This window comes from Niastella caeni (assembly GCF_004834005.1).
GTDB lineage: Bacteria > Bacteroidota > Bacteroidia > Chitinophagales > Chitinophagaceae > Niastella > Niastella caeni.
In genome coordinates this window covers 41,205-59,197 of sequence record NZ_STFF01000002.1, presented here as the reverse complement: position 1 = coordinate 59,197, position 17,993 = coordinate 41,205, and the positions used below count along the sequence as shown (strand labels likewise).

The following is a 17,993-nucleotide window of genomic DNA, read 5'->3' as shown; positions in this document are numbered from 1 at the left end:
TTTGATTGGTATCATGTAACAGGAAAAGCAGTGCGGATACATTTGTTAAATACGATCATTTCAACCATGTTTTATGATACCCAAAAAAATGAAAGCAGCCGTGCTGCATGAATTTGGTAAGCCATTACAAATAGAAGATGTACTTGTAAAAGAACCCGGACCTAATGAGGTGCTGGTAAAAGTAATTACCTGTGGTGTTTGCCATACCGATTTGCATGCATGCGAGGGCGACTGGCCTGTTAAGCCTAAACAGCCTTTAATTCCCGGCCATGAAGCGGTTGGTTATGTGGTGGCGCTTGGGCGTGATGTACAGAATGTAAAAGAAGGGGACATTGTAGGCGTACCTTGGTTATACAGTGCCTGTGGTTGTTGCGACTACTGCATTACCGGATGGGAAACCCTTTGCCAAAGTCAGCAAAACGGGGGATACAGTGTTGATGGAGGTTATGCTGAGTATGTAACTGCCGATGCGCGTTATGTGGCACATTTTCCTGCCAATATTAATTTTCTTGAAATTGCTCCAATTACCTGCGCCGGTGTTACGGTATATAAAGGGTTAAAGGAAACAGATACCAAACCCGGTGAATGGGTGGCTATTTCTGGTATTGGCGGTTTGGGGCACCTGGCCGTGCAGTATGCCAAAGCCATGGGTCTGCATGTAGCGGCTATAGATGTTTCGGATGAAAAACTTCAGCTGGCAAAAAGCCTGGGTGCCGAATTAATTGTTAACGCCCGGGAAGCCGATCCCGGTATTTATTTGAAAAAAATGGTTGGAGGGATGCATGGTGTTCTAGTTACTGCTGTTTCACCTATTGCATTTAAACAAGGTTTATCAGCTCTTCGCCGCAAGGGTACCATCTCATTAAATGGATTGCCGCCAGGAAGCTTTGATTTGCCCATATTCGAAACCGTGTTAAATCGCTATACGGTAAGAGGGTCGATTGTGGGTACCCGAAAAGATATGCAGGAAGCCATTTCCTTTGCTGTAGAAGGAAAAGTAAAAGCTACTGTTCGGGCGGCGCGCCTGGAAGATATCAATACGGTTTTCGATGAAATGAAAAAGGGCGAAATTGAAGGCCGGATTGTTTTGGAAATAGCCAGACCGTAATTCAGGTGATTCTTTTCAATCATTATTTTTGACAGGCATACATTGAGGGTGTAGCAAAAGTATACTCCCTCTTTTTATTCGGGTACCTGATGGGAGCTAGGTAGTCGTTTAAGCGATTCTCAAGGCCTTCGTTTTCTTTTAATACATCCTCTTCTGATTACCCTATTTACACAGCCACTAGCCTGAATCAGTTTTTTACACCCAATAATAATTATGGCAGGGAGAACTTATTTAAAAATTCCCAAATCAGGTTTGTTGCATTAACTGCAGTTGATGGATCATCAGCGCCGGCTCTTGCTTTTTTTCCTCCGGGCCAGGCATGTCCACCATCATAAGTAAGATATAATTCCATCACTTTGTTATTAAAATCATTGTGCCAGGTACTATGCTCATAGTTGGTATAATGATGTACCATGGCTACCGGATCGCAACCATTTCTATTTACCCAATAATTTATGCCATCTATTGCCGGTGGAAAGCTGACACCCCCAATGCCCACACCCCCATTATACGGCACTTTGGTATCAATGATTGAGTGAAAATGTATAATAGGCACACTTCCCTGGAGACTTAAATCCTTAACGGCAACCATAGGGCCGCTTACTGATGCGATGGCTGCAATCTTATGCGGCAGTTCAGAGGCAAGTCTGTATGTCATCATTCCACCGTTGGACATGCCGGCAACATATACGCGCTTTTTATCAATGGCAAACCTGCTACAAACAGCATCAATGACAGTGCTGATAAACTTTACATCATTAATATTATTGTACATAGCATAGTCGCAACAACTACCTGCATTCCATGTGCGTATTTCAAAAAAACCCCTCCCATCATCCTTTAATACGCCGTCGGGATATAATGCTACAAATCCTGTAGCGTCAGCCTTATCGTTAAATCCGTAATCGGTTTCAAACTGCGAAGCGCTGCCCCCCGTGCCATGCAGTCCAATTACCAACGGCCTGTCCTTTGTGCTATCGTAATAGTTTTTGGGAAGTTTTACGATGTATGTTCGTGCAATCCCGTCAATTACTATCTGTTCGGAATACCTAAATGGCTGAGGAGCCGGATTGGGGTCTTTGCTACAAGAAAGCAGCATCATACAGATGCATGCGCTGATAAAATTGAAGATCATTTTCATATTTCTTTGTTTGGAATTTTTTATTAAAACAAAGAAAGAAACGCTTCAGGAGTCAGTCAACGGTAAAAACAGGGAAATGGCAGAAATTAGAGCTGAGGCGTTTTATGTTGGCGGCTATGATAATATTATCGGCGCTGGCTATGCCATTATCCGGCAAACAAATACAACCTCACACATTAAATATTTACCCTTTCATCCATTCCTTGAATTGATAAGTCTTTTCCCTGCTGATAACAATGGATTGAGGTGGTGAAGGCAGCAAGACAGCCAGCAGTTTTCCGTTAAAGTATTGTGCTACTTCTTTTACAGCCATTCTGTTGATAAGATATTGCCTGTTAGCCCTGTAAAACTGCTGCGGGTTTATTATTTGGGCAAGTTCTTCCAATGACCTTTCTTCCAGTACCAGGTTTGTCTTATCAAACTTTGTACCTATTACAACGCCATTCTTTATTTCAAACCAGGCAAATTCTTTTACAGAAACCGGTAAAAGTTTGTCTTTAAAAGGTACGAGAAAATTTTCCTTATACACTTTGTTGTTTGAAATCAGGCTATGTAATAGCTTGATATAATCAATGCCCGGTATCGGATGGTTGCTCTGGTATTGTCTTTCAAATTTAGCAAGCGCTGCCTCCACATTTTCTTTACTGACAGGCTTCAGCAAATAGTCAACACTGTTTACTTTAAATGCCCTGATGGCATACTGGTCATAAGCTGTGGTGAAAATTATTGGAACAAAAGTTTGAACAGATTCAAATATTTCAAATGCCTGGCCATCTGCAAGGTGTATATCCATAAATATAAGGTCTATAGCCTGGCCGGAGCGTAGATAATGTACAGCATCCTCTACATTATCTATTTCCGGAACAAAACACACACCGGGTCTGCAAGCCGATACAATCTGTTTCAACTGTTTTGCCGCATAAGGTTCATCTTCTACTATCAAAATATTCATTGTTACCTGGTTGACTGGATTTTTAAACTAAACCGGTTAAATACAGTGACAACTGCCCCGCTATTGTCCCAACAGAGGAAGGGATACAGAAAAATGAGTGCCGCTTCGGTTGATATTAATTTCCTTTTTACAAAGGTAGATGTAGCGTTGGTTAAGGTTGTAAAGACCGGTTCCCGTGGAAGGCGGTTTCACTTTCTTTTCCTGTATACGATTGTTAACGGTTAAATAATTATTCTTTGTTTCAATTATTACCTCCAGCGGCTGCCTGGTCGATACGACATTATGCTTTACAGCATTCTCCAGCAGAATCTGGAGAGACATGGGTGGAAGCAAATGCACCATGTGTTGACTGGAGACATTTACGTATACATGCAAACTTCCGATATGCCGTTCCTGCAGCATATTGGTATAGGCCATTGCAAATTCCATTTCTTCAGCAAGTGTTACCACTGGTTTGTCGACACTATTTAGTACATACCGATAGATATGCGACATATTATTTATAAATGCTTTCGCCGTTTCGCTATTCGTATCTATCATAGCGCTGAGTGTATTAAGCGAGTTGAAAAGGAAATGCGGGTTTATCTGGTTTTTTAATACCTCGAATGTAGTTTCAGCGTTTATCCTTTGCAGCGTCTCGTTTCTCAGCCTGATTTGCTGGTTAGACACAACCAGCATATATATCTCTGCTACCAGGACGCAAATGCTTATTTCCAATCCCAATGTTATATTTAAGAGGAATCTGTAAAAGTTTTTAGAGATAGCCACATTAGGTATATGCAGATCAAGCTTCAGGGTAAGAAACCGGATAGCAAGAAACAGGAAAAGATTAATAATAAGCCGGTGAAAGAATCCTGACATATCCAGCATTCCCACTCTGGTAATAAATTTTCGCCTGCTGACATTTACCCTCAAAAAAATTATTGCAACGACAAAACTGTACAGACATTTCAGCCCGAAATCCCACCATGTAATATTTTCACTGCCGGGATGTTCTTTTGTTTTTAGAAAAACAATAACTGCCAGCCTTGGTAACGCCATAAAAAATGTAATAGCTACGGCGCTTAACAGTAATATCCTTGGAGTTTCTATATTTCGCTCAAGTATGATTTTGGGTTCTTCCATTTTTAAAACAATACTTTTAAAAGTATATTTCTTTTGTCAGATAAGAAATTTAAGGTGACGAAAAAAAGCCTGTAAAACGCCAGCTTCCAATGCCAGCCATGGATTCAGCTTTACGCCTGCCAATACCGCCATGCTAAGGTTATAAATACTGAACCGGAGTTTGCTTTCATCTCTTTCTTTTGCTCTTCTGTATATTACAAAGAACGTAACCTAAATTCCCACTGTGAATAGCAAAAAACAGTGAAGCTGCAAAATTTGAGGGTAAAGCGACAAGAACCGTCTGGTCAGCAGAAATTAAAAAGGACCCATGTCTGACTGACGGGGCGTAAAAGGTAAGATGAGGCGAGTTCATAACGCTGGCGATGGGATAAAAGGTGCCCAACTTAAAATTGCCGGTCATTGCTTTCTATTCCCTAAATCCCCCAAGAATTTGACTCAATATGACGCTGATTAATTGTATAAAAATAAAAAAGGCTCACATACCAGTGAACCCTTTTTCGTGGAGTCCGCCGGCAGATTGTTGAACCAATTAAAGGAATTGTTTAAGCGTATTAGTATTGGAAAAGAACTAATAGGAAAAATATCGACAATGTTGCCTAATTCACTATGAGACTTATTTCCTTTCCATGAGAAGATTACATCATTACTGGCAATCACATTTTCATCTGTGCATATCTTCCAGTATCAATCCAAACTCGGTATTAAAGTAGTCCAGGCGCCATAGCGGTATTATTATAAAATATTAATATTATCCAACACGTGCCTGAAGACATTCCTATGCAATAATACAGCTACCAAACGCCAGCGGGATGAATTACCAGATTATTGAGCCGGGCGGCGGTGCAACCCCCACAATTAGTTCAACTGTAAAATAACCGTCCCTTTTTTTCAAATAGTTCAAAATTTCACCATCTGAAAACTTATCTTGTACTTTATTCTTACTACATATTATAAATTTGCAAATTTATAGAAACGTACCTATGAGAATTACTACTCTATGCACAATGGGTATTACCCTTTTAGTATTGACCAGCGCCTGTAAAAAAGACAAAATTGGCGATTCAGCCCGGATGGCAAAAAATGACCATGACACTGCTTTCGTTCATCCTGGACTGTTGCACAAAGAAACGGATTTTGACAGAATGAGGGCAAGAGTAAATGCTGGTACTGAGCCCTGGTTGTCTGGCTGGAACAAGCTCACCTCCAATTCGCATGCTTCACTTACCTGGACGCCCAGACCTGTAGATACTGTTTACCGGGGAAGTGACGGGGCACATGCAGAAAATTATTCCCTGTTGTACAACGATATGGCTGCCGCCTATGCTACGGCCATACGATGGAAGGTATCTGGCGACAAAGCCTATGCCGAAAAATCCATACAGATCATGAATGCCTGGTCTGCCAAACTGAAAGCGATTGGTGGTAATAATGACCTGCACCTGGCTGCTGGCCTGTATGGATACCAGTTTGCCAACGCTGCCGAGATCATGCGCAATTATACCGGCTGGGCTTCGACAGACTTTACCAGCTTTCAGAAAATGATGTTGAATATTTTTTATCCTATCAACCACAGTTTTCTAACCAGGACGGAAAGATGCATGGAACATTTTTATGCCAACTGGGACCTTTGTAACATGGATGCAATGCTATCTATAGGCGTTCTTTGTGACGACCGGGATATTTACAATGAAGCAATAAACTATTTTAAATACGGAGCTGGCAATGGTTGTATTAAAAGAGCAGTCTGGTATGTGCATCCTGACGGGCTGGGACAATGGCAGGAAAGTGGTCGAGATCAAGGCCATAATACGCTGGGCATTGGCCTGATGGGCGCTTTCTGTGAAATGGCCTGGAATCAGGGTAATGATCTATATGGCTATGACGATAATCGTTTTTTAAAGGGGGCCGAATATGTTGCCAAATACAATTTAGGAAATTCTGTACTGTATAAACCCTATACCAATTGTCTGGGAGTCAACCAACCTGTTATCAGCGAGGCCTCTCGTGGAGCTACCCGCCCCATTTGGGAGATGGTGTATAACCATTATGTAAAGCGCAAAGGCCTGGCAGCCCCTTATTCCAAACTGTTTGCAGAAAAGATAAGACCAGAAGGTGGAGGTGGCAACTATGGCAGTGTCAGTGGTTTTGACCAGCCTGGCTATGGTACGCTCACCTTTACGCTCGACTAGTTATAATAATATCTGCTTGATTATTGCCCGATACATCAAAGGGAGGCGTCAATAAGCTGTTGCCTCCCTTTGATGTAAACACTGATCCCGGGTAATGGGGTTATCCTTTCAAACTAATTTGAGGTAAATGTGTTCTATATATCACATGCAAAACAAACTTCAAGAAGCCTACGGCAATATTGACATCTATCTGTTTGACCAGTTACTGAAAGGGCGTTATGACAACTGTAAAAAGGTATTGGATGTGGGCTGCGGCAATGGAAGAAACCTGATCTACTTTTTACGTAACGGTTACGAGGTTTTTGGTGTTGACCCAAATCCGCACGCTGTTGAAACAGTCAGGAAATTGTCGGCCGCATTGGCTCCTGATAATTCCCTGGAAAATTTCAGGGTTTGCGCAGCAGAAAACCTGCCTTATACCGATGCAGCATTTGACCTTATCATTAGCAGCGCGGTATTGCATTTTGCAACGGATGCTCAACATTTTGACAGCATGCTGCAGAGTATGTTTCGGGTTTTAAAACCAGAGGGGTACTTCTTTGCACGGCTAGCATCGGATATAGGGATAGAGCACCTGGTAAAACCATTAGGCAATAACCGCTATTTACTGCCCGATACCTCGGAACGCTTTTTAGTTAATGAACAGCTGCTGCTAAATTATACCAACAAATTTGGAATATTATATGAACCGATCAAAACCACCAACGTGCAAAATATGAGGTGCATGACTACCTGGTGTGTTCAGAAGCGCTAATTCATAACAACCCAATACCATGCAATTAACCGAAGCGATATCATTGATCCAAAAAGGAATTGTTCCGCATAGCTCACCACAAACCTGGGCCGACCTCGGCGCCGGTAATGGATTATTCTCAGAGGCCTTATTCTCCATTTTACTACCGGGCTCAACTATCCATGCAGTTGATTTGTATACGCAACCTAATCTCCAACATCATCCCTCGATCATTTTTCACCAGGCGGATTTTTTGAAGGATAAACTACCAATTCCTACCCTCGACGGTATATTAATGGCAAATTCTCTTCATTATGTACAAGAACAGGTGGCATGTATCAAAAAATTAAAAACACATTTACGCAATGGCATCGGAGTATTTATTCTGGTCGAATATGACACCGATAGAGGGAATCAATGGGTTCCTTTTCCCGTTTCGTTTGCGCGTGCACAGTCGATATTTGACGACGCAGGCTTTTCCAAAATCGAAAAAATAGGAGAACGCCAATCCATGTACCGCAGGGATTCAATTTATGCAGCTTTAATTAGCTTACCCATTGCTTCTAAGCGATAGTCCATACACCGAATTGTTGACTCATGGATTGTCGAACCACTTAATGGAATTCGAGTCTTAGGCTGTTTGCGATCAATGTCAATACTACTAAAACTATTACCAACAAGTACTTGTCAAAAAATAAAGTATAAGTCCAAACACACTAATAATAGAAGAAACGAAAGCCGTAAAAATGAATTGATTGTTTATCTCCCAGATAGTGCTTTCTGGTATTATTGGGCTTACTAACTGATATCTTGTTTGATAAACAGTAGCTAGCTGCCCGACTACATAGAGTAGCAAAACGGTGAGAGATATTTTTGCTCCTTTTTTTAAATTGTCTTTTCTTTTACTTGCTTTTATTCTTTGTTGTTCTGTTTCCATTTATTGTTTTATTCTTTTCATCATGCCATTCGTTCAAATACATAAAGCGTTGCCGATACCTTTTCTGCAAATTTCTTATCCCTGCTTTCATAGTGAAAAAATCCATTTTCAAGCACCGTTGAATTTTTCTTTATCAAGTCGATTAATTTTTTAATTGTTTCGTCGTCCAACTCCTTGAATTCTTTCCTTTTGCCGGTCAGGTCGTTGTAATAATCATAAACCAATTCAACGAAGTTCTTGAAACTATTATCATCAGACTTAAAATAACAAATCTCTCTTCAAAAAAATCATTGGAGAGATTATAAATACATGCCCCCGGAATTAATTAAAAAATGGGAACTCCAGGAAACCAAAGAACCCATTTAACCAATTAATGATATCCCTTAAACATATGGGCTATGTAAATCAATTGAAATATAAATTATGCTGCAAATGGTTTGACCCGGTAGACATAAAAAAATAAAGCCCTGCAACGCAAGGCTTTACAAAAAAGTGGACTGTACTGGACTCGAACCAGTGACCCCTACTCTGTCAAAGTAATGCTCTAAACCAACTGAGCTAACAGTCCTGAAAATTGAATGCCGAAGGTAAAACAGTCGGCAGCCTTCCCCAAATTTATTACATATTCATTCAGGCCTTAATATTCCATAAACCCGATACGGGTTTAAAAACAGTAACACGAGGCAAACAGTTCCAAAAGTGGAATTCGCTACCTTTAGGAAGGTCGTTCACCATTCAAACCTTTTTTATGAACCAGGATATAATCAACCTTTTCGACGAATACACTCATGCGCCCCTCTCCCGCGATGAATTTATTCGCCGCCTTACCAAACTAACCGGTAGCCTGGCAGCAGCATTGGCCGTATTACCTATGCTGGAAGTGAATTATGCAAAGGCGCAAACAGTGCCTGTGCAGGATGATCGCATAACCACTGAGCTTATTACCTATCCTGGTGACGATTGCACTATGAAAGGCTATGTGGCCAAACCTAAACAAAAAGGGAAATTTGGCACCGTGGTTGTCATTCACGAAAACCGTGGATTAAATCCGCATATTGAAGATGTTACCCGCCGCGTTGCATTGGCTGGCTTCCTGGCGCTGGCGCCGGATGCGTTATCGCCATTGGGTGGCACGCCTGCCAATGAAGATGAAGCGCGCAATATGTTTGGTAAGCTGGATATGCAAAAGAACCTGAACAATTTTATAAAAGCATTCAATTACCTGAAGTCGCAGTCTGAAAGTAATGGCAAGGCCGGCTGCGTGGGATTTTGCTGGGGCGGCGCTATGGCCAACCAGTTAGCCGTTCATGTGCCTGACCTCAAGGCCGCTGTTTCTTTTTATGGCCGCCAACCCGATGCAGCGGATGTACCTAAAATAAAGGCTGCTGTTCAACTGCATTATGGCGGGTTAGATGAGCGTATCAATGCCGGTATTCCCGCTTATGAAGAAGCACTGAAAAAAGCAGGCGCCAAATATGAATTGTACGTTTATGAAGGCGCCAACCATGCTTTTCATAACGATACTGCTCCCACGCGCTACAATGCCGCGGCAGCTAAACTGGCATGGGAAAGAACCTTGAAGATCTTTAATGACAGACTTAAGTAAAAAGCAATGCCCCGTTTGGAAAATCATTTACGGAAGTCTGTTTCGTACTTCCTCACTAAATGTTTTATGTCGGCCATTAACTCAAACGTATACGTGAGGGTGTACCTGTTTGTAAAAGGATCCGTCTTATCTTTTACACTCTTTTTACCACTTACCAATAATGGAACAACCAAACTGACTTCATTATAAAAAAATCGTTCGTTTAATGCCAGTCGATGGAGATAGTCCAACTTCTTTTGAATTTTTTGCAATTCAGGTGAAAGATTTTCCTGTCCATAGGTTTTATTAAAACTATCCACCAATTTCGTTACGGTGGTACCCGTTGACACAACATCATTATTGTATTTGCTTACATAAGCATCAATTTCCTTTAGACGTTCTTTATTTTTATCAATAGTTGTATCAATCAGCGTTCCCAGCGAACTTCTGGTTTTACATTCTTTAAAGATAGAGTCCACCTGCGCATTCCAGGTGGTGATCTCATTTTTTGTCACTACCCTGGCATAGAGAATTTTTCTTTCCGCCCGTTCAATCACAACGTTATTGGTATCATAATAGAGATCCCGAACTATCCAATTATTGAAATGATCGTACATATATTCAATCCTGTATACTTTTACCTCATTGGTATTTTTGCCATTAAAAAATACCTTAATGGGGTCCTGGTTGTTATTTCTTACTACCGAATCGGCATTATACGTTAAAAGTGGCTGTAATAATTCGAACGCCAGCGGGAAGTTCTCCGGCTTTATTAGCTCACCTTTACGGTTTATATAGTTCAATTTTTGATCCTCGTATTGAAACAAATATTCTGTAGTGGGGTTTTCTGTCTTAATGAAAAATACGCTGTTCTCTTTAAATTCAATGTCTATCAGGTTTGGGGATCCATCATTTTTTCTTTCCGTAATGTGCTTAATGTTCCCCTTTAAATTCAATGTTGAGGTATTGTATTTTGTTTCGGGTTGTGTGTTACAGGAATTTAAAACGATTAAATAAACCAATATTGATAGGAGTTCCAGCTTTCTCATTATGAATAGGGGTTTAGGAACAGAATATAAATAAGTGCAATATATGTCTGTTAGACATTATTAGCATATTAACGCAGTAAATTATCATAACTTGTCCCGACGGTGGGGATTATTACAACTTGTTCTGATATGTCGGGGTTAATTACCCTGCTTTACGTCTTTCCATTTCTTTTCTGATCAACCCCAGCTCACGGCCAGTTTGTCCTGATACAGAAGAGTTCTCCTGCGCCCGGCGCATGAGGTAAGGTATTACATCATGGATGGGACCAAATGGCAAATATTTGCTTACCCGGAAGGAATGCTTTGCCAGGTTGAAAGTAATATTATCGCTCATGCCATATAATTGCGAGAAATGTACGTGCGGATGATTATGCGGTAATCCTTTTTTATCGAGCAGTTCGGTAGTATATAAATTGCTATACTCGTTATGCGAAGCAACTATCAGGGCAATATAATTCAGATAATCTACACAAAACTCCAGCGCTGCATTGTAGTCGCGATCTGTTGCTTCTTTATTGGGTTGAATGGGTGAAGGGTATTTCATGGCCGCCGCCCGCTTGCGTTCTTTTTCCATATAGGCGCCACGAACCAGTTTCGCACCCAGGATAAATCCCTTTTGTTGTGCAGATGCAAAACTGTCTTTCAGGAATTGGAGCCGGTCGTGCCGGTATAATTGAATGGTATTATAAATAACAGGTCGTTGCCTGTTAAACCGTTCCATCATTTGCATGGTGAGGGCGTCAACAGGGTCCTGGATCCAGCTTTCTTCTGCGTCGATCAAAACACCGATTCTTTTGTCTGCAGCAGCTTCACAGATCCGAATGATCCGTTGTTCAACCCGCTCCCACTCTTCAATTTCCGAAGGGGTTAATATTTCAGTATGTACTTTTCCTTCAAATCCGCTTTTGGCGGTAACTGCCGCATCCAGTTTTTCAAGCAGGGAAAACCGGGCCAGGCCAGTCACTTTCACACTCATGAACGGAATGTTCGGTTGCGTGGCCGCATAGTTAATAACCTTAATGAATTCCTCGGTGGCATGATCAAAATTTGCTTCCCCTTCCTTCCCTTCTACCCCATAATCGAGGATCACCTGCACATTGAATTGCTTCAATTTGGCAGCCACATGCGCGGTTTCTTCCAGCGTTTCTCCACCAACAAATTGTTCAAAAATGGTATTCCGGATGAGATTTTTTATGGGTAGTCCCACTTTAATAGCCCAGGGAGTAAGTTTTGTACCGAGTTTTACCAGGGGTTGGTAGCCCATGCTCGAAAAAAGGAATCGGGCTTTTTTTAACTCTCGCTCTGATTTATAAGCAAATGCATTTTCCGTATTATCAAAAGATACAGCAACGGCGGTTTTCGACATAGAACTAACGAATGTTAGGCGCGAAGATAATTCTTTAGCTGCTAAGTTCTTAGTTTTAAGTCCTTAGTTTTTAGGTACCGGTACCGGCGCTTGCCGGAATTTTCGTCACGGTTTTCGGTCGTCCCGTTTATCCGTTTGGGTTTACAATCTATTGTCTTTCAATTATCAAATTAGCATATTATCTCATTAGCACATTCGCTTCCCCGAACCTTGTATATTGTGTTCAATATGACAATCCTACAAACCGAGATCTATAAGTTCAGCATCCCCATGCACCCTTTTACTATTGCCACCGGCACCATGCACTTTGCGCAGAATATTTTCATCAGGGTGCATACCGATTCGGGCTTATATGGTGTGGGTGAATGCTCCGCATTTCCAATGATCGCGGGTGAAACCCAGGCCACCTGTTTTGAAATGGCTAAGGATTTTGCCGCCCTCTGGAAAAACAAAAATGCGGCTGCTATTGAAGAACGGTTGCAGGATTTGCACAGTTTCACCGCTTTTAATGCTACCATCAAAAGCGCTTTTGATATGGCCCTGTACGACCTGGCTGCCAAAGCGGCCGGTCAACCGCTGTATCGCTTTTTGGGTGGAAGTAAAAAGGAATTAGAAACCGATCTCACTATTGGCATTGACACGCCTGATAACATGGCCGCCAAAGCCATTGATTTTGTAAAAAGAGGTGTGCGCATCATTAAAATTAAACTGGGTAAAAATGCCAAAGAAGATGTGGAACGCGTTCGCCGGATCCGCGAAGCAGCGGGCTCTTCTATTGGCTTGCGTATTGATGCCAACCAGGGATGGAGTTATGAAGATGCGTTGTTTGCATTGACGGCTATGGCGCCTTTTAACATCCAGTTCTGCGAGCAACCGATGCGTTCCTGGAACGATGATAAATTACCGGCTTTGGTGAAGCAATCGCCCATTAAAATAATGGCCGATGAAAGCGTGTTTAATCATTACGATGCAAAACGGATCATTGCTGCCGGCGCCTGTGACTATGTAAATATCAAGTTTGCTAAATCGGGTGGAATTTCGGAAGCGCAGAAAATTCATGCGGTTTGTAAGCAACATAATATTCCCTGTATGATGGGTGGCATGCTGGAAAGCCGGGTTGCCCTGTCGGCATTTGCGCATTTTGCGCTTTCGCACGACAATGTGATATTTTACGATATGGATACCTGCATGCTGGGCCACAAAACCGATCCGGTTACCGGTGGCGTACAATACAAAGGCTTTTTCCTTGAAGTACCGGAAACACCAGGTATTGGGGCCGATGCGGATGAAGCATTTCTTAATACACTGGAAAAAGTTACAGTATAGATGGTTCTATGGTTTAATGGTTTGATGGCTAAGGCTCTCCGATCTTCTGACTGCCTTCATTATTATTAACCTGCCTATATTTCAGGCCCATCAATCTATCAATCAAACAATCTAACCATCAATGCGTGGTTTATATATCTTTGCGCAAAAAATAGCATGGACCAGTTTTCCAAGACAGCCAAAGAGTCATCAGTAACAATGACCGAATTGGTATTACCCAATGATACCAATATGTTTGGCAACTTAATGGGTGGACGATTAATGTACTGGATGGATATTGCTGCTGCCCTGGCAGCTATGAAGCATTGCGGCACCCCGGTGGTAACTGCGTCTGTAGATAATATTTCATTCGAAAACCCCATTAAACTGGGCAATGTAGTGCACATTCAGGCCAGGGTATCCAGGGCTTTTAATACGTCTATGGAGATCTATATGAGTGTTTGGGGAGAAGATGCCCTGCACCAATACAAATACAAAAGCAACGAAGCCTATTTTACGTTCGTATCGCTCGACCCCAATGGAAAACCCCGCAAAATTCCTGCACTTATTCCTGAAACAGAAGAAGAAAAAAAGCTGTTTGATGGCGCGTTGCGCAGAAGACAGGTACGCCTGATCTTAGGAGGTAAAATGCAACCGAATGACGCTACAGAATTGAAGGCGCTGTTTACGAAGTAATTTTTGATCGTTTCATTGCTTGATTGTTTGATGGTTAGGATTCAACCATCAAACAATCCGACAATAGGAACTTCCCAGCCGAGCGGTATTATCACATTAGCTAATTGTTCTCCTGTGGTGCGCTCCTTTCATCATAAACGATTTGCTTTGCTCAATGGCATCCATTACTTGTTGTAGAATTTCTTCAGCAGGTGCTTCGTAATCTATTTGTAACGGTTCTTTGAACGTTACGGAAAGCAGCGTACCTCTTTTTTTAAGTTTCAATCCTTTCTTATTAAAGGCTCGCCAGAACCCGCTGATCACAACCGGTACTACAATGGGTTTGCACAGCTTAATGATATGCGCTGTACCTTTTCGTCCGGGTGCAAAAGGCGTGGTAGTTCCCTGGGGAAAAGTGATCACCCAATTGTTTTCCAATGCCCGGGTAATTTTACGGGTGTCTGAAGGGTCGAGTCCCTTACGCACTTCAGTACCCGCCGAACGCCAGGTCCTTTTTACGGTAAGCGCACCACCCAGCGTAAACAACCGGCTGATCCAACTGCCTTTCATTGTTTCTTCAGCAGCTACATAGTATACGTTGGTAAACGGGTTTAACAGGTAATACGGTATGCCCAGCTTGTTCTTCTTCCCCCATTTCACGGCGCAGAATATATGTAGAAAGGTTATTACATCGGCAAAATAGGTTTGATGATTGCTTACAAAAAGCACATTCTTCTTTTGTAGCTTGGCAATATGTTCCGTACCTCTGATCTTTAACTTGTTTATAATAACAAGTCCCGGCCATGTTAAAATGCCGATCAAGGGGTATAAGAATTTCCGAAACCATTTTATATGCCGCAACCGTTCACTGAACGAACTCATGCATCAATATTTTGATAGTCAATAGATACCGAAATTAAGAATTCTGTTTATTGTTTATAGTTTTTTGTTTTTGGATTCTTAAAATGAAAGCAGCCAGATTAATATCGAAATTTTCGAAATGGCTAACAATAAACGAAAAACCAGAAACTATAAACTAAATTTGCCCCCATGAAATTTTCTGCGGTAATTTTCGATATGGATGGTCTGTTGATAGATTCCGAACCCTTATGGCAACAGGCAGGCGCCGACATGCTACAACAGTTTGGTGCAACCCTCACCGATGAAGAATATAATCTTACTACAGGCCTCCGTACGCCAGAATGGGTCGATTACTGGTTCTCCCATTTTACGATCGATAAACAACAAGCTAAAGAAGCCGCCAAGCGGGTTGAACAAAGCGCGCTTGATAAGATCAAACAACATGGTGAGGCTATGCCGGGTGTGGAATACATCATGGAATTTTTCAAAGCTAATAATTTCCTGATCGGACTGGCTTCTTCCTCTCCCATGCGATTAATTGAAGCAGTGGTTGAAAAACTGAATATTCAACCCTATCTGAACGCTATCACTTCTGCCGAGCATCTCCCCTATGGCAAACCGCATCCGCAGGTATTTTTGAATTGTGCCGAATTACTGAAAGTACCGCCCACTTCCTGTATTTGTTTTGAAGATTCTTTCAATGGTATGATCGCCGCCAAAGCAGCGCGCATGAAATGTGTGGTCATTCCTGCCCCGCATGTACATCACGAAGGCCGGTGGGATGCTGCGGATAGAAAGTTGTCATCGCTGTCACAGTTCAATAAAGTGGTGCTTGAAACGCTCTAGAAAACGGCTGCAAGCTACAAGCTGCAAGCTGCAAGCAAATACAGTTTAATGCAGTCAACCTGTTATCTCGTTGCCTCTATGCCTTGTTGCCTCATTGCCTTTTTCTAAAAATCAAACGGGACATCCCGAGTCAAGCGGAACATCCCGTTGAGTGTTTACCTACCCAAATGAACCTGTAATTATTTAATAAGTTGTACTTTTTGTATTATGCTATTACCTGCCGAAACAACCCGTAGCAAATACATACCGGCAGGCCAGGTACTATCCATTTGTACCCTGGTAGCTCCTTTCTGTACAGATACGCTTTTATTTTTTACCACTCTTCCATTCATATCAATCAACATTGCATTAATATTTCCCGGCACAGGCGATTCGTATTCAAAAACTATATTTCCCTTAACAGGATTTGAAAGCACGGTGAGTTGTGGCGAAGCGTCTTCGCTCATCACTTTTATTATGTTGGAATAAGTTACCGATTTACCTGTTGTATTTATTTTTAAACGATACAATGCAGTTCCCTGAACGGTAAATTTATCCTTGTAACTAAAACCAGCATTCTTGGTTTCCTGATCAGGAAAAAACAAGGCAACTGTTTTAAACGCCGTTCCATTTTCGCTTCTCTGAATTTCATAATGATCAGTGCCTTTAGGGTTTATATCCGTCCAGTTCAATTGTACAGTGCGGTTTGTTGCATTATAACTACCACGCAAGGTGGCTGAAGATGCAGACAATACAGAAGATATTAATGTTCCCTCGCTTGCAAACGCCTGTCGCCCGCAGCCATCAGTAAGCGTTACCGTAACAATGCAGTTACCGGTAGCGGCAGGCGGTGTAAAGGTTACAGACGGGGCATTGGTACTGGAAAATGTACCGCCACAATTAGAAGTCCACTGAATTATATAATTACTCAGGTCAATTCCGTGGGGTACATTAAATGAAATATCATAGGGTTGATTGGGAAGAGGCAGGTCGGGTAACCCGAGTATCTCCGGTTCAAATTCTGCCAGCCGGTCTACCGCTACAATAAAAGAATAATTAAAAAAAGCCCGTTGAGCGGCTACTTTTTCGGCCTCCGTACCACTTGAGTTATGATCATGCCCCGCTTCATACATTACCCAACCACGGTTGTTATCACCAAAGGCTCGCCCATAAGCAACAATAGCAGCAGGCCCCGGTGAAAGTGAAGGAACTGATGCGCTTGAAGCATCGTACACACCCAGAGTGGTAGTGCTTCGCCATCCTCCGCCTGATTTAGGGATGTAGATCTTTTCTGAACCAATATTGGTAGCCTCATCCATAGTTTGCATGAATTGCATAAAAGGATGGCCATGGTCCTGGTATTGATAAGGAGGGGAAGCATCCTTTTTGTGGTCCTTCCAGTTAACCAACCCCGTTGTACTCAAAAAATTCATCTGAATCGTATTCGACGGATCAGTAAGATTTTCCATTTCACTTACCGCATGACAGGCTGCCCAGATATTCCCTTTATAATCTTTATTCCAGTAGTAAAGATTATTATGCGTGCTCCAGGTGGGATCGGCATGTGGCATAACAAAAATATCATCGCAGGCGCCCAGTTGAGCAGGCGTTTTCCAGTTAGCACTGTCTCCACCGTATGCTGAGGATGGAATACCGGCATTGGCGAAGTAATTGGTAACAAGCGTGCCATTCTGAAAGTCCATCGTCCAGTTTGGCGCATAATAAAAAGTTTTATATGCATTCAACAACATACTACTCACAGAAGTATTTCCTACAACACCCTGCGCCTCCCATGAACTGATAACACTATTTATAGTGGGTGTTCTGAATTCAAAAGGTATTATAAATGTGCCGCCACGGTAACTGATACCATTGTGCGTAAAGTCAATTCCGTCTTTTGTTTTACTGGTATTGATCACCCACTTTACCGGAATTTTATAATTTTTTACCAGGTCGTATACCAGTCCATATGGTTTTAATCCGTTGGCAAATGTTTGGGGAATAACTCCCATGTTTATTATGAATGAACCAGCTTTAATTGTATCCTGCTGGGCTCTGCAATGGAGAACGCCAAAAAACAGAAGAATAAATATGAATATAAAAGAAGAGTAAAGCTTCTTCATACGGTACGAGTTTTAGGGT

Annotated in this window: 16 protein-coding genes and 1 tRNA gene; 8 read left to right on the top strand and 9 right to left on the bottom strand. The window is 41.9% G+C overall.

Annotated elements, in window-relative coordinates; genetic code table 11:
* Positions 1–73 precede the first annotated feature (73 nt).
* Entirely contained in the window at positions 74–1,108 is a 1,035-nt protein-coding gene (adhP, locus tag FAM09_RS08115) for an alcohol dehydrogenase AdhP (RefSeq protein ID WP_136576607.1), read from the top strand.
* A gap of 211 nt (positions 1,109–1,319) precedes the next feature.
* Here adhP and FAM09_RS08110 read toward each other — a convergent pair whose 3' ends face one another.
* The 3 genes from FAM09_RS08110 to FAM09_RS08100 all read right to left on the bottom strand — a co-directional run bounded on the left by FAM09_RS08110 (position 1,320) and on the right by FAM09_RS08100 (position 4,071).
* Positions 1,320–2,249, bottom strand: coding sequence for an extracellular catalytic domain type 1 short-chain-length polyhydroxyalkanoate depolymerase (locus tag FAM09_RS08110; protein ID WP_136576606.1), 930 nt, complete (start codon positions 2,247–2,249; stop codon positions 1,320–1,322).
* A gap of 184 nt (positions 2,250–2,433) precedes the next feature.
* Positions 2,434–3,201, bottom strand: coding sequence for a LytR/AlgR family response regulator transcription factor (locus tag FAM09_RS08105; protein WP_136576605.1), 768 nt, complete (start codon positions 3,199–3,201; stop codon positions 2,434–2,436).
* A gap of 60 nt (positions 3,202–3,261) precedes the next feature.
* Positions 3,262–4,071 (bottom strand): sensor histidine kinase, encoded by an 810-nt coding sequence (locus FAM09_RS08100; RefSeq protein WP_166437062.1) that lies wholly within the window; start codon positions 4,069–4,071, stop codon positions 3,262–3,264.
* A gap of 1,235 nt (positions 4,072–5,306) precedes the next feature.
* Between FAM09_RS08100 and FAM09_RS08095 the strand changes: the two genes are divergently transcribed.
* From FAM09_RS08095 to FAM09_RS08085, 3 genes are all read left to right on the top strand, one after another.
* On the top strand, positions 5,307–6,515 hold the full coding sequence (locus FAM09_RS08095) for an alginate lyase family protein (protein ID WP_136576603.1): 1,209 nt from the start codon (positions 5,307–5,309) through the stop codon (positions 6,513–6,515).
* 145 nt (positions 6,516–6,660) lie between these two features.
* Positions 6,661–7,269 carry a class I SAM-dependent methyltransferase gene (locus FAM09_RS08090; RefSeq protein WP_136576602.1) on the top strand — a complete coding sequence of 203 codons (609 nt, stop codon included), beginning with the start codon at positions 6,661–6,663 and terminating at the stop codon, positions 7,267–7,269.
* 19 nt (positions 7,270–7,288) lie between these two features.
* The gene (locus tag FAM09_RS08085) at positions 7,289–7,822 is read left to right on the top strand and encodes a class I SAM-dependent methyltransferase (protein WP_136576601.1); all 534 of its coding nucleotides are present in this window, start codon (positions 7,289–7,291) and stop codon (positions 7,820–7,822) included.
* 96 nt (positions 7,823–7,918) lie between these two features.
* On the opposite strand, the gene FAM09_RS08080 is transcribed toward FAM09_RS08085, so the two are convergent.
* Complete coding sequence (locus tag FAM09_RS08080) at positions 7,919–8,185, bottom strand: hypothetical protein (protein WP_136576600.1); 267 nt, start codon at positions 8,183–8,185, stop codon at positions 7,919–7,921.
* Positions 8,186–8,678: 493 nt separating this feature from the next.
* Positions 8,679–8,753 (bottom strand) — tRNA-Val (locus FAM09_RS08075).
* A 180-nt stretch (positions 8,754–8,933) separates the two neighbouring features.
* Between FAM09_RS08075 and FAM09_RS08070 the strand changes: the two genes are divergently transcribed.
* Positions 8,934–9,791 (top strand): dienelactone hydrolase family protein, encoded by an 858-nt coding sequence (locus tag FAM09_RS08070; protein ID WP_136576599.1) that lies wholly within the window; start codon positions 8,934–8,936, stop codon positions 9,789–9,791.
* Between the two features lie 23 nt (positions 9,792–9,814).
* Here FAM09_RS08070 and FAM09_RS08065 read toward each other — a convergent pair whose 3' ends face one another.
* Entirely contained in the window at positions 9,815–10,819 is a 1,005-nt protein-coding gene (locus tag FAM09_RS08065; RefSeq protein WP_136576598.1) for a hypothetical protein, read from the bottom strand.
* Between the two features lie 142 nt (positions 10,820–10,961).
* Positions 10,962–12,185 (bottom strand): proline dehydrogenase family protein, encoded by a 1,224-nt coding sequence (locus FAM09_RS08060; protein WP_136576597.1) that lies wholly within the window; start codon positions 12,183–12,185, stop codon positions 10,962–10,964.
* A 228-nt stretch (positions 12,186–12,413) separates the two neighbouring features.
* Here FAM09_RS08060 and FAM09_RS08055 point away from each other — a divergent pair, with 228 nt between their 5' ends.
* Together FAM09_RS08055 and FAM09_RS08050 are read left to right on the top strand one after the other, a co-directional pair.
* On the top strand, positions 12,414–13,511 hold the full coding sequence (locus tag FAM09_RS08055; RefSeq protein ID WP_136576596.1) for a mandelate racemase/muconate lactonizing enzyme family protein: 1,098 nt from the start codon (positions 12,414–12,416) through the stop codon (positions 13,509–13,511).
* 156 nt (positions 13,512–13,667) lie between these two features.
* On the top strand, positions 13,668–14,186 hold the full coding sequence (locus tag FAM09_RS08050) for an acyl-CoA thioesterase (protein WP_136576595.1): 519 nt from the start codon (positions 13,668–13,670) through the stop codon (positions 14,184–14,186).
* Positions 14,187–14,282: 96 nt separating this feature from the next.
* On the opposite strand, the gene FAM09_RS08045 is transcribed toward FAM09_RS08050, so the two are convergent.
* The gene (locus tag FAM09_RS08045; RefSeq protein WP_136576594.1) at positions 14,283–15,047 is read right to left on the bottom strand and encodes a lysophospholipid acyltransferase family protein; all 765 of its coding nucleotides are present in this window, start codon (positions 15,045–15,047) and stop codon (positions 14,283–14,285) included.
* A gap of 168 nt (positions 15,048–15,215) precedes the next feature.
* Here FAM09_RS08045 and hxpB point away from each other — a divergent pair, with 168 nt between their 5' ends.
* Positions 15,216–15,872, top strand: coding sequence for a hexitol phosphatase HxpB (hxpB, locus tag FAM09_RS08040; RefSeq protein WP_136576593.1), 657 nt, complete (start codon positions 15,216–15,218; stop codon positions 15,870–15,872).
* A gap of 179 nt (positions 15,873–16,051) precedes the next feature.
* On the opposite strand, the gene FAM09_RS08035 is transcribed toward hxpB, so the two are convergent.
* Positions 16,052–17,974, bottom strand: coding sequence for a T9SS type A sorting domain-containing protein (locus tag FAM09_RS08035; protein ID WP_136576592.1), 1,923 nt, complete (start codon positions 17,972–17,974; stop codon positions 16,052–16,054).
* Positions 17,975–17,993 lie beyond the last annotated feature (19 nt).